This window comes from Peptoclostridium litorale DSM 5388 (genome assembly GCF_900141635.1).
GTDB lineage: Bacteria > Bacillota > Clostridia > Peptostreptococcales > Peptostreptococcaceae > Peptoclostridium > Peptoclostridium litorale.
Genome location: NZ_FSRH01000010.1, coordinates 1 through 13,262, shown reverse-complemented (window position 1 = coordinate 13,262; position 13,262 = coordinate 1). Strand labels below are relative to the sequence as shown.

Here is a 13,262-nt window from a genome sequence, read left to right as displayed (position 1 = left end):
GCGATTTATCCTATGTCGGGCTTCATGCCGAATAACAGCCTCATCAATTTGAATCGCCTTATTAAGCAATCGTAAATCAGCAGCGTAAAGGCAAAAGACGAAAGGCCAATTATCAGGAATTTTAAAAAGGCATCCATATGCCACTGAATTACATGAAAGCCTGTTATAACTACAACTGTCTCGTGCAGCAGATAAAACGGCAGGACAGCCCTGTTTGCATATTGCTCTACAGTATTTCCAAAATGATTTTTACTGGGGTTTTTTAGGCGGATTGACTCTAAAAAGCCTAAAAGTGAGACGCTAAGAAGCCATCCGTTTATTCCCTTTACTGTCCTGAAAAACACGCTTGCAGAATCATAAGATGTCAAAGGGTCTATGTTTGAATTTTTTGAGAGCATATTATAAAGGACCGAACCAACTGCAAATGTCATCATGCCAAGTGCTGCTGATATTTTTCTATGCTTGTAAAGCGCCTTTCCAAACCTGTCATCGACGCCTAGCATATATCCGCATACTATAAATGGGATATATGCTGCTTTGCCCCAGCCGCCGGCAAAATCGGTTTTGAAAACAGCTTCAATAAGAGCTATTGGAATCGCAAATAAAAAAATTGCATATGGAATGGAGCAAATGTCAGCAATACGGCCAGCCAGTCTTTGGCCATGCCTGCTTTGAAGGTATAAAAAAAACGGAAGCAGGAGAATTGTGAATACGAACAGGTCATACAAGAACCATGAATTGCCCCTATCAAACAGGCGGCTTCCCGCAGAACCGGTGAGAAACCATGGAAAGTCCCAGGTGAATGAGACATCAAAAAAGCGCAAATAAAAATGACCATATGACTCGTAATGCGTCGCACTGCGCAGCGATTGAAAATATTTTTGGGGCGGAACTATAGTGGAAATTCCCACGATGAATGGGACAATAAGCCTTCTAAGTCTTTCGAGTATGAATTCAAAAGGTCTTCGTTTTTGAAGTGAACTCCATATGCTAAATCCCGCGATTACAAACAGCATAGGCATTCCGATTTGTACGGCCACCATGTTAAAGGCAGAAGCCGCAGGAATCACAGCATCATTTTTCACATAAAAGTTGCCCAGATCGTCAAATATCCGTGCAGTGTGAAAAAAGCTGACGCCTGCCACAATTATTTCCCTCATCACGTCGTATTCATGCCGCCTTTCCCCTCTTGCTATTGGATTTTGCAATTCTATCCCCTTTCTGTATTGACAGGTTCAAACATCTGCGTTGTATAGTATAGCTACCCCTCAAAAACGAGTTTAAATTTAAAATATAAAAATTTTGGATAATCAGCTTGATTTATAGGGTATTTATTTTATAAGCAAATAAAAGAGGGGGAATGGTTATGAAAAAACTGATTAGTTTTATTTTGGTAGCCTTGTGCGGCATAATGACCTTGGGGGGGCGGCCTTTTCACAGGAAGAAGTGACTACGGGATTTGGAGCGACGCCTCCAGGAATTGTTTTAAGCGGCAACAGGGTGATTATTATTTATGGGGATGATGCGACAGAAGGCGACATTGCCGCCATAAATATGAAATACGGCCTTACAAATCCCCAAAAGCTAAAACTGATCAACGGGCAAAGTGCGGTTGTGAGCAAAAGCAGGCTTATTGACCTGGTTAAGGAAAAAAAGGTAAAAAAAGTTGAAAGCGACTTCGAGGTGTATGCAAGCCCTAAGCCGACAAAGCCTTCAAAGCCAGGCGGTGAAGATGCTCAGCCAACAGGTCAGACGGTGCCTTGGAACATGGAGAGGATCAACGCATATGGCGGTGAGCCTTTGGAACGGATTTCGAGCCTTCCATCTGGAAAAGGAGTCGGCATAGCTATAATGGACACGGGAATAGACATTGACCATCCGGACATAAATGTGCTCGGCGGCATTAACATTATAAATTCTGCAAAAAGCTATGACGATGACAACGGCCATGGAACTCATGTGGCAGGGATAGCAGCCGCGAAAGACAATGAAATAGGGACTGTAGGGGTGGCCCCCGATGCTGACATTTACGCCATAAAGGTTCTGGACAGAAAGGGTTCAGGATACATATCCAGCATAATTGCTGGAATTGAGTGGGCGATCAGTAGGAACAGTGATACTAGTGATGGCATGTATATTGACATAATAAACATGAGCCTTGGTTCGAATTACAGGAGCGACGCACTTGAAATCGCAATAGATAAGGCTTCTGCGGAGGGGATAATTATTGTAGCAGCGGCTGGAAATGACGGCTCGGATGTGGATTATCCGGCGGCATTTGACAGCACAATAGCAGTGTCGGCAACTGATAGATACGACAATCTGGCGAGTTTCTCTTCGAGAGGGCCTCAGGTTGACGTTTCGGCTCCGGGAGTGGAAATATATTCGACATACAAAAACGGCGAATACAGGACGTTTAACGGGACTTCAATGGCAACTCCTCACGTGGCGGGAGTCATTGCACTTATGGTTGAAAAGGACCCTGCACTTGACATTAAAGGTCTCAAAGCGGATAAACTTCAAGCCGCATGTACTGACATAGGCGCAACGGGCAAGGACGAGAAGTTTGGATACGGACTTATTGACGCGGTTAAGGCAAGTGGAATAAATTAACATCGTATAGAACATAAAAGGCAAGGTGCATTATATTTCCATATAATGCGCCTTGCCTTTTACTATTATTTCAAAGACTTATTTATTATTTGACAAAGCGTCAGAACTGCGAGTTTGAAGTCTTCGTCCTCAATATATGAAACTGAAATCCTAAGCTCGTTGTGGCGGGGGCGTACAGGATAGCATATCGCTCCTGGCAGGAAACTTATTCCCTTGTCGCCGGCCTGGGAAAAGAGTATTTCCTCCGTGCTTATATTATCGGGGAGCCTCAGCCAAATGTTGAATCCGCCTTTTGGAATACTGTAAGTTACATCTTTATCCAGGCTTTCTTTGAATATCTTTTCAGTGATACTCATCCTCTTTCTTATGAAGGCCCCTATGCTTTTTATGTGGGCGTCCACACGGCCGCTTGCGATAACCTGGGCCATAAGCCTTTGCGAAAGCAGCGAAGTTCCAAGGTCCTGCTGGGCCTTCGCTTTTTCAACAGCCCTTACAATGTCCTTTGAGGCGCACAGAAAGCTCACTCTGTATCCGGCTCCAAACACCTTGCTCATTCCCTTGAGGTATACAACCCTTTCGTTTGAATCATAGGCTTTTGTTGGAAGCACAGTCTCTTTTTCGAAGGGTATCTCGCCCCACGGGTCGTCTTCTATTATGTGGAAATTAAAGGCGTCTGCTATGTCCAGTAGCTCCAGCCTTTCCGTTTTTGAAAGGCAGTAGCCTGTGGGGTTGCTGTAGTTTGGGGTTATATATATGAATTTTGGAGGCCTTTGGTCGCACTGCCTGAGTACATTGTTTATAAGGGCTCTCGGGCTTGAAACGTCAAGCGGCTTTATAAGCGCGCCAGAGCTTTTGAATGCATCTATGGCACCTGTGTATGTTGGCGATTCGACCATGACAAGGTCTTTTGAACTTGTGAAGACCGAGGCCATGAGGCTCAACCCCTGCTGGGTGCCCGAGACCACTATCATATTGTCTTGTGGCAGTTCGAAGCCCCTGTACTTTGAAACGTATGACGAAAAGGCCCCCTTGAGCGCGGGGTCGCCTGAAGTGTCGGTATAAGCCAAGAGCGAATCGGGCTGCATGGATATTAGATTTGAAAGCATGTCATTCGGCTTGAATGACTGGCTTTCGCAAAGCATTGAGTATGACATGTTGAATTTTTTTTTGCTGAGTGTGTTTTTCAAAAGGTTGAGTGTAAGACCCCTTGGCTGGTAGTCTTCTATGGAACTGTACCATGCCGATATCATCTCGGCGCCCGGGTCTTGGCCTGATACTGACGAATTTACAAATACGCCCTTTCCGTGGATTTTGACTATCATCCTGTCCTTTTCGAGAAGCTCATATGCCTTTACTATTGTCATGTGGCTCAGGCCCAGCATATTTGAAAGCTCCCTCACTGAAGGCAGCCTCATGTTCAGTGAAAGCTCGCCTGAAAGTATCTTGTCCGTGATGCCGCTTGCCACCTGCTTGTACAGGGGCTCTTTTTTATGCTTGTCTATGGAGATGAACACTTATATCCCTCCTTGAACTGTTATGCTTTTGTTTTGACTGTTATGCCATATTTCTTTTATACTACAGTAAAATAACAGAATATTCAAATGGAATGTATTGGGAGGAATTCAAAATGACTGAACTACTATTTTTAAATGACAGCTATATCAAGGACTTTGAATGCCATGTTGTTGAAATAGATGAAGAGGAAAGTGCTGTGGTTCTCGACAAAAGCGCATTTTTCCCTGGTGGGGGAGGACAGCTTTGCGACAGGGGAATGCTTGTTGGAAAAGACTCGGCGTATCCTGTCGAATCTGTGAAGAAAAAAGGTGCAGGGGTCTACCACTACATCAATGGGGAACTGCCTGAAAGAGGAGAGGCGCTAAAGGGAATTATAGACTGGGACTACAGATACGACATAATGAAGACGCATACCGCAATGCACATACTTTGCGGAGTGGTGTGGAGGGACTACAGGGTCCAGGTTACAGGGGTGAATATGGACGTGCTAAAGGGCAGAATGGACTTTGAATTTCCAAACCTTGACAAGGAGCTCATTGAAGAGATTGAGGAAAAGATAAACGTCGAGGTTACAAACAAAAGGGAGATACACATAAACTTTCTGGAGAGGGAAGAGGCCTTTAAAATTCCAGACCTTATAAGGACCAAGATAAACCTGCTTCCCGAAGGGATAAGGGAGATAAGGACGATAGACATAGAAGGGCTCGATATTCAGGCTGATGGGGGAACCCATTTAATCAACACGTCAGAGGTAGGAAGGATAAGCATTGTCGGATACAAGAACAAGGGAAAGTCAAACAAGAGGATATTCGTCGAGATCGAAAAGGGGGGCGGATCAGATGAATGAAAATAAAAAGAAAGAGATAAGAGCCGGATTCCAGTCGGGATTTTCAATAGCCTTTGGATTCATACCTATAGCAATGACTTTTGGAATACTTGCGAAGTCTGCTGGAACAAGCCTTTTGGAATGTATGGGCTTTTCGGCGATTGTGTATGCGGGGGCGTCCCAGTTCATGGCTATAGAGCTTTTGAAATCGGGGGCGGGAATAGCGAGCATAGTGTTTACGACGCTGCTTTTCAACTTCAGGCATTTTATAATGGGGGCCTCCATGAGCACGAAGCTTGACGAGGATTCAATGAGATGGCGCCCTATAATGGCGTTTTGGATGACCGACGAGACGTATTCGATAGCGTATTTGAAGCAGGAAAAGATAAGTGCCAGCTTTTATATTCCCATGGCCATGACGGCGTACCTGTCGCTCTCGCTGGGATCGTTTCTTGGATTCCAGCTTGGAAGCGTCCTGCCTTCCGCGCTTAACCAGAGCATGGGCGTGGCGCTTTATGCGATGTTTCTTGCCATACTTACCCCGGAGATCAAAAAGTCGCTTAAAATATTCGGTGTGGTGGCAACTTCTGGAGCAGTGAACATGCTTGTGCACAGGCTGGATTTTGTTCCTATGGGATGGCACATAATAATAGTAATAGTCCTTACGGTCGGGATATGGACTCTTTTGGACAGGGGAGAAGGAAAGTGCGAGGTGAGCTGCTGTGAGTAAAGTTTACATGGTCATACTTGGAATGATGGTAGTGACATATGTACCGAGGGTTCTGCCGTTTTACATTCTGGAGAAGATAAACCTTTCCCAGCAGGCTAGAAGGAGCCTGACATACATCCCGTATGCGGCGCTTGGGGCCATGGTAATACCGGAGGGGGTTTCGGCGGTACCAGGGCATCCCGTGGTATCGACAATGGCGCTTGGAGTCGCGGCTCTTTTGATATGCATAAGGGAAAATTTGTTTGTAGCTGTAATAGGGTCTATGCTGTTTGCATATGCATGTTTGTCTTTCATTTAGGGAGAGTGTGAAAGACTGTCTATAAAAGTATTTTGAGAGAGGGGGGACTTTGAATGGAGAATACGAGGGTCATAGCGTCGGTTTATCTGATAGTCGGGATAACCATCACAGTAGCTGCGATTATAATAAAGAACATGCCCGATAAAAATCGCAGCCAGCATGATGGAAAATCAGTAAAAAATAATATGTATACAAGACAAGGCATGAAATAGTGAATGTTATTTAAAAGCCCTGATTTTATAGTGAATCAGGGCTTTTGACAATTTATTTTTGAAGGTAAGTCGGGAAGTAGCCGTCTCCTGGAGGTACGGGCATCCCCCTTGTTGTTATGGCATATGGAATTCTAACTCCTTTTTTTGTAACCATGTACTTCACTGTTGAAAACCCGTAGTGCTGCTCTGGGTCACTGTAGCTGTTTTCCTCAAAATAGTCTATGTCGCTTTCAGCGCTGAGCCCGTATTTGTAATCGTCCCACACGCTATATGGAAGATCCTTTGGGTAGTCGTGATTAACCTTATCGGATGCGAACTGCCCGTAGTACTTTACTGAGTCCCTGAGCTCAACTTGGCCAGTGAATTTTTCCTGGCTTTCAAGCTGTCCGCCTGTGGAGTAGGTGAAAAGCTGGTCTCCCTGCAGGGCGTATATCTTGCCGTTTATAACCTGTATTGAATCGAACCTCTCTTGGAGTATTATATTCTGGTTTTTGTCCATGACCCCGTAAAGCTCTCCTTCTTTTGAAAATCTTATAAGGCTGTCGTAGACTTTTAGCTTTTTGTAGTCGGCGGGAATCATTACGCCGCCGTCGATGCTGCCTATTCCAAACAGAGCCCCTTCAAGCCCTGTTGCACTGCTTCGGTTGCCGTCATACTCGATGTCCTTCAGGAATATGAAAAGGCCGTTTTCAACTTTTGAAACGTCCTTGAACTCCATATCTGTGGCTCTTTCAAGACTTTTGTCCACGAACGTGAGCTTTTTATTTGGCAGAATGGCTACTGCGTAGTCTCCTCTGAATGGATATATGGAAAGGTATCCTGGGTTTGAAATCTGATTTCCATTGGCATCGTATATATTCAACGGGGCGTCGTAGTCGATTTGTTCGAATATCATGCCGCCTAATATGGCATATATGCTGTTATAACCTTCATCAGGCGTTTGGATCACAGCAAATGGGACAAGTTTTTCGTTTTCAATGGAGAATATGCGCCTTGAACCGTCGAATTTTTCGCCTACGACATAGTCGCTGCCTACGAAATATGAATCCTTGTATTTACCGCCCGACATAGTATCGTTTTCATCGCAGGACATTACGCTTTGCCCATTGGAGTTGAAAAGTTCCTCCTTGTCGTTTTCATAGTCGATTATTCTGACAAGGCCGCTGCCTTCAGCATATGCGTATGCCCTTTCGGAAAAACTATACGACGAAAGGTCTTTTACGAGCTGGTTTCGGGAGTCTATAACCATGAATTTGCCGTCTTTTTCCACCAGGTATTTGTCCGCGTCACTACTGAAGAACTCTAATGAATCGTAGTTTGGCTTGACTATTATATTCCCGTAAACGTCCACAAGCCCCATGCCGAAATCGCTCGTCATGGGGTAGAGCTTTCCGCTTATGTGCATGCTGCCATTCCATACAAAGAAGTTGTCGAGCCCTATGCTTTTGAGGCTTTCAACGCTTACCAGTGAATACCCGTCTGCATTGTAGCTTTCCACTTCCTGGCCGTTTACTAATATTTTGACGTTGGATTTGTACAGGTCTTTATGATTTTCCAGGTAGTCTTTGTTTTTTTCGAGTATCCTGGCGTTTACCTCAAAGTCTAGCATCTCCTCTGGAGGGTACTCGTCTGAGTAGCGCTCTTCAACCTTTAGGTCAAAGCTGGTCACGCGTTTTTTAGGGTTCCATTTTTTGGAGAAGTTCAAAGCCTCCAGATCGTCTACGCAGATGTATGTGCCGTTTTTGCCTGCCACTTCATATGCGATTAAATAGGCGCTGCCTTTTCCTGGGTTGAAAAGAACCTCCCTGCTGGACATTGAGTAGCTGCCGACCACGTCCTTCTGAGCAAAGCACGTTTTTTCAACCGGCGAGAATGAAATTAGCATTATAATTGCAATTGCCAGTATGAGTGGTTTTTTTGATTCCATATTTTCCTCCTGTCTTATGATTTTGATTTATATGGTAGCAAAGAGTTACTCTTTTAATGATAACATCTAGTGTGGATATTTTTATTAAATAAACCTTAAAATGTAAAACACGAGATGGTATTGACAAAAAGGATAAAAAGTTGTATTTTAAAAATGGAATTAGCACTCGAATGGACAGAGTGCTAACAGGTGAAAAATATTTTATTTTATCGGAAGGAGAGGTTAGATTTGGAAAAAAAGCAGTTTAAGGCAGAGTCAAAAAGGCTGCTGGACATGATGATCAATTCGATATACACTCACAGGGAGATTTTTTTAAGAGAGCTGATTTCAAATGCGAGCGACGCCATAGACAAGATCTACTACAGGGCGCTTACGGACGATAAGCTTACGTTTGAAAAGGACAGCTATTATATAAAGATAGAATCTGACAGGGAAAACAGGATGCTGCAAATAACGGATACTGGAATAGGTATGACAAAAGAGGAGCTTGAGGAAAATCTCGGAGTCATAGCAAAAAGTGGTTCGCTTGCATTCAAGAGCGAAAATGAAATGAAGGACGGATGCGACATAATAGGCCAGTTTGGAGTGGGCTTTTATTCAGCTTTCATGGTTGCGGACAAGGTCAGAGTCACAAGCAGGGCTCTTGGAAGCGACGCGGCTTACAGATGGGAGTCTGACGGGCTTGACGGATACACTGTAGAGAAGTGTGAAAAGGACTCCGTGGGAACACTTATAGAGCTTAAAATAAAGGAAAACACTGAAGACGAGAATTTTGACGAGTACCTTGACCAATACAGTATAAAGTCAATTGTCAAGAGGTATTCCGATTTCATAAGATACCCTATCAAAATGGAGATGAAAGAGAGCAGGCTCAAAGAGGGAAGCAGTGACGAGTTCGAGGAGTATGTAGAGGAAAATACCCTAAACAGCATGGTTCCGATATGGAAAAAGAATAAAAGCGAGCTCAAGGACGAGGACTATGAGGCTTTTTACTCTGAAAAGCGCTATGGATTTGACAAGCCTGCAAAATATATACACCTCAATGTAGACGGAACTGTAAGCTACAATGCGGTGCTTTTCATACCTGAAAAGATTCCATATGATTTTTACACGAAAGAGTATGAAAAGGGCCTTGAGCTTTATTCGAGCGGAGTTCTCATAATGGACAAGTGCTCTGACCTTCTTCCTGACTATTTCGGATTTGTAAAGGGTATGGTGGATTCGGACGATCTTTCGCTCAACATATCAAGGGAGATGCTACAGCACGACAGGCAGCTCAAGTTCATAGCAAAAAACATAAAAAACAAGATAAAAAATGAGCTTTCAAACCTTCTCAAAAACGAGAGGGAAAAATACGAATCCTTTTACAGTGAGTTTGGAAGGCAGCTTAAATACGGGATATACAGCGATTTTGGAATGAACAAGGACGTGCTTAAGGACCTTATAATGTTCCACTCTTCAAAGGAGAACAAGCTGGTGACACTTGGAGAATATGTATCAAGAATGCCAGAAGATCAAAAATACATCTACTACGCTGCAGGAGAGTCTGTGGACAGGATAGAAAAAATGCCTCAGACGGAGATGGTTGCGGACAAGGGATATGAAATACTCTATTTCACTGACGAGGTGGACGAGTTTGCAATAAGGATGCTTTCAAATTATGAGGACAAGGAGTTCAGGTCTGTATCGGGATCTGACATTGGAATAGAAGACGAAAGCAAAAAAGAAGGAAGCTCGGATGATGAAAGCGGCGAAAACAATGGCATTTTTGAAAAGATGAAGGAGATGCTTTCGGGCAGCGTAAAGGCCGTAAGGGCTTCAAAGAGGCTTAAAAATCATCCTGTATGCCTGTCGAACGAAGGAGAGCTTACAATAGAGATGGAAAAGATACTGAGCGCAATGCCAAATGGACAGGGTGTAATGGCTGAAAAGGTTCTTGAGATAAACACCAGCCATGATGTGTTTTCAAAGCTGAAGGATGCGTTCGAAAAGGACAGTGAAAAATTCAAACTCTATACAAGCGTGCTTTACAATCAGGCTCGTCTCATAGAGGGGCTGCCGTTGGAGGATCCAGTTGAATTCACGAACAATATATGCAAGATAATGATATAGTGATTCAAAGCTGGATGTGTTCAAGGTCAATGGTTCTTATTCAATCTGAATACTTGAAAGAGACGATTTGGCGCAAATGAGAAAGTGGACCTTATGGTATTGAAATTTCAAGCCATATGATGTTATTATAATAAAGCGTCAATTAAAAAGTTTATAAATTGGGAGGAAAAGATATGGAAGAATTAAAGGTTAAATTTGAAGCCCTGTCTAATGACGAAAAAGTGGAATTTGTTAAGATGATAATGCCTACGCTATTTGAAATGTTCATGCAAAACCCTCAGGGAATGCTTCAGGAAATGATGCCTGCGTGCAATGACATGATGAAGGATTCAAGCGTGGACATGGGCCAAATGATGGGCATGATGTCTATGATGTCAATGCTTGACAAATAATTGGCTGCACTTTTATAAAAATTTCGTCTTGGAATAAAAATCCGGGACGTTTTTTATTTTTTGAATGATACAAATATATTAAGGGTACGTAAAGTAAATTTCGACATTTTATTTTGAAAGATTAACATGGTATAATATTCATATGATGATTGATGAATATAATTTGTTGACAATGTGTAAACCCTGGGGGGGATGCCATGCTAAAATTGAAAAACACCTCCATCAAATATAGTTATGTTCTGACAATAGTTCTTATAATATTCCCTGTAATGACATCCTGTTATCTGATTACGAGCAATAGTATAAAAACAAGCATAAACCGTTCTGCGCAAATAGCTGTAGACCAGTCCAAAAACAGCATAATAGAATCCATGAAGTTCACAGAAAAGAACTACGAGCTGGTTTCGAGTTATTATGACAGTGTAATGAAGGAAGGTCTTGAAAGTTTTGGTCAGGCATATGATGAAAATGACATGGACCCTTCGAAAATTGACCTGCAGAAGCTGAAAGAGGCATACAATGGAATTATGGATTTTTATGTGATAGACGAAAATGGTGTAATAATACACTCCACTTTTCAGAAAGTGCTTGGACTGGACTTTAAAGACACGCCTAAGGTTTATAAGGAGCTTACAAAAATAAGGATAGGCGGTGAGATTGAAATATCGAATGTCACTGCGGAGCGCAGGACCCAGCAGCTTAGAAAATGGGCATACATGCCAACTAGTGACCATAAATATCTACTGGAAGTTGGCGTGTCATCCGAAGAGCTTAAGAGATATATAAATGAGTTTGACTATGTCGGCATAGCAAAGCAGCTCAAAAACAATAACCCCTTCATAAGGGACGTATATGTATATGACAGGAACCATTTCAAGCTCGGGTACAATGAGCTTGAAAAAGATGAAGAAAAGATAAAGCTGCTTGATAGAGTTACGAAAAATGAAAAAGATTATAAAATTTATGGAAGTAAGGGGTTTGTTGAAAGAGATTATGTCTATGTAAATACATTCAAGGGAAGCAATATTGAAGATTCTGAAAAAGTGATAGAAATAATATATGACTATAGTGTTGCAGCATTGGAGTTTGAAGAAATGAAAAGAGCGATATTGTCAGTGATGCTAATATATGCCTTTGCCAGTTTTATGCTCATAATGTTTCTTACGGCGAGATATGTAGCAAATCCGCTTGTGAATTTAGCGGGGAAAATGGAAAATGTCTCATGGAACAACTTGAATGTGGAAGTTGAATATGACGGAGAAAATGAAATAGGAGTCCTTTCAAGGTCTTTTGCGGAAATGGCAGGAAAGCTTTCAGACACCATAATTTCAAAGAAATATCTTGAGAATATAATAGACTCAGTAGGAGATGTCTTCATGGTTCTAGACAAAGAGTTTAACGTGAAAAGGGTCAATGAGTACACAATGAATTTGCTTGGATATGAAAAAACAGAATTTTTAGACAAACCCATTGAAAAGCTATTTGGGGGAAGCTTCTCAAGAGAAGAAGTTATTGGAAGGCTTAAAGAAAGTAACACGGCTGAAAACATAGAAAATGTGCTCAAAAAATCAGATGGCTGCGAGATAATAGTCCTTTCGTCATTTTCGGCGCTTTATGATGAAAATATGGATATAATAGGATATGCATGCAACTCCAAGGACATATCAAAGACGAAGGAGACGTTATCAAAACTTGAGCACATGAATATAAAGCTAAGGGAAAGCGAATCGAAACTGATTGAAAAGTCAACGAAGGACCATTTGACGGGAATATCCAATAGAGGGCATATTTTCGGTATTTTGAAAGAGGTTGCAAAGAATATCCCCAATGAATATAAATCATTATCTGTAGTGATGTGTGATGCTGATCATTTCAAGAGCATAAATGATGACTACGGCCATCAAATTGGAGACCAGGTTTTAACCAAAATAGCCGAAACTATAAAAAGCAGCCTGAGAAAAGGTGACCATGTAGGTCGATATGGAGGAGAAGAGTTCCTTGTCATACTTCCAAATGCGGATAAGGATAATGCGGTTCTGGTAGCCGAAAGAATAAGAAAAGATGTCGAAAACACTCTATTTCACGATGGGAAAATAAGAATGACCATAAGCGGAGGCGTAGCCCAGTATAACACGGACGGAGATTACAAGGAAATGATAAAGAGAGCGGATGATCTTTTATACAAGGCAAAAAGAGAAGGAAGAAACAGGATTGAAAGATGAAAAGATCAAACAGTTTGGCTGTGTTTAAGAATGATGTTGATATAATGGAAATTTTAAAGGGAACCTCGAATGATATGATACCTCCAAAGTAGACAGTCTAATTAATTAAAATTAGACAAACTACTTGGAGGTATTTTTATGGGGAGAAAACCGAAATTCAGCAAAGAAGAGAAAATAAAAGTATGCGAAGCTTATAAAGCTGGAGAAGGAAGTTACAAAAGTCTTGCAAAGAGTATTGGTGCAAGCAGCATTACTATTAAAAAATGGTACTTGTTGTATATGTATCATGGCGCTAGAGCGTTTGAATACTCCAACAGTAATGCGTCATATACTAAAGAATTTAAATTGGAGATTGTCGAAGCGTTCATAACCGGGAAACATTCCAGACTAGAACTAAGTGGGAAATATAATGTTT

12 protein-coding genes are annotated in these 13,262 nt (G+C 42.1%); 9 read left to right on the top strand and 3 right to left on the bottom strand.

Features of this window, described 5'->3' with window-relative positions:
* Nucleotides 1-5 precede the first annotated feature (5 nt).
* Complete coding sequence (locus BUQ87_RS09935; protein WP_038263819.1) at nt 6-1,208, bottom strand: acyltransferase family protein; 1,203 nt, start codon at nt 1,206-1,208, stop codon at nt 6-8.
* Between the two features lie 193 nt (nt 1,209-1,401).
* Here BUQ87_RS09935 and BUQ87_RS09930 point away from each other — a divergent pair, with 193 nt between their 5' ends.
* Nucleotides 1,402-2,613, top strand: a complete 1,212-nt coding sequence (locus BUQ87_RS09930) for a S8 family peptidase (RefSeq protein WP_143182451.1) — start codon at nt 1,402-1,404, stop codon at nt 2,611-2,613.
* Nucleotides 2,614-2,678: 65 nt separating this feature from the next.
* On the opposite strand, the gene BUQ87_RS09925 is transcribed toward BUQ87_RS09930, so the two are convergent.
* Entirely contained in the window at nt 2,679-4,127 is a 1,449-nt protein-coding gene (locus tag BUQ87_RS09925) for an aminotransferase-like domain-containing protein (protein WP_038263822.1), read from the bottom strand.
* A gap of 113 nt (nt 4,128-4,240) precedes the next feature.
* On the opposite strand from BUQ87_RS09925, the gene BUQ87_RS09920 reads away from it, so the two are divergent.
* The 4 genes from BUQ87_RS09920 to BUQ87_RS15260 are packed head-to-tail and all read left to right on the top strand — an operon-like array spanning nt 4,241 to nt 6,194.
* Entirely contained in the window at nt 4,241-4,975 is a 735-nt protein-coding gene (locus BUQ87_RS09920; RefSeq protein ID WP_038263825.1) for an alanyl-tRNA editing protein, read from the top strand.
* Entirely contained in the window at nt 4,968-5,684 is a 717-nt protein-coding gene (locus tag BUQ87_RS09915; protein WP_038263828.1) for an AzlC family ABC transporter permease, read from the top strand. Before BUQ87_RS09920 ends, BUQ87_RS09915 begins: the two co-directional genes overlap by 8 nt.
* Nucleotides 5,677-5,982, top strand: a complete 306-nt coding sequence (locus BUQ87_RS09910; RefSeq protein ID WP_052636046.1) for an AzlD domain-containing protein — start codon at nt 5,677-5,679, stop codon at nt 5,980-5,982. Before BUQ87_RS09915 ends, BUQ87_RS09910 begins: the two co-directional genes overlap by 8 nt.
* A gap of 53 nt (nt 5,983-6,035) precedes the next feature.
* Complete coding sequence (locus tag BUQ87_RS15260) at nt 6,036-6,194, top strand: hypothetical protein (RefSeq protein ID WP_159434314.1); 159 nt, start codon at nt 6,036-6,038, stop codon at nt 6,192-6,194.
* 52 nt (nt 6,195-6,246) lie between these two features.
* Here the strand turns inward: BUQ87_RS15260 and BUQ87_RS09905 are convergent, their stop codons facing one another.
* On the bottom strand, nt 6,247-8,121 hold the full coding sequence (locus BUQ87_RS09905; RefSeq protein ID WP_038263830.1) for a WG repeat-containing protein: 1,875 nt from the start codon (nt 8,119-8,121) through the stop codon (nt 6,247-6,249).
* A gap of 228 nt (nt 8,122-8,349) precedes the next feature.
* Here BUQ87_RS09905 and htpG point away from each other — a divergent pair, with 228 nt between their 5' ends.
* The 4 genes from htpG to BUQ87_RS09885 all read left to right on the top strand — a co-directional run.
* Nucleotides 8,350-10,233, top strand: coding sequence for a molecular chaperone HtpG (htpG, locus tag BUQ87_RS09900; protein WP_038263832.1), 1,884 nt, complete (start codon nt 8,350-8,352; stop codon nt 10,231-10,233).
* Nucleotides 10,234-10,406: 173 nt separating this feature from the next.
* Complete coding sequence (locus tag BUQ87_RS09895) at nt 10,407-10,625, top strand: hypothetical protein (protein ID WP_038263834.1); 219 nt, start codon at nt 10,407-10,409, stop codon at nt 10,623-10,625.
* 197 nt (nt 10,626-10,822) lie between these two features.
* Nucleotides 10,823-12,847 carry a sensor domain-containing diguanylate cyclase gene (locus tag BUQ87_RS09890; protein WP_038263837.1) on the top strand — a complete coding sequence of 675 codons (2,025 nt, stop codon included), beginning with the start codon at nt 10,823-10,825 and terminating at the stop codon, nt 12,845-12,847.
* 138 nt (nt 12,848-12,985) lie between these two features.
* Nucleotides 12,986-13,262 (top strand): transposase (locus BUQ87_RS09885; protein ID WP_143182450.1); only part of this gene is annotated, 277 nt, incomplete at its 3' end.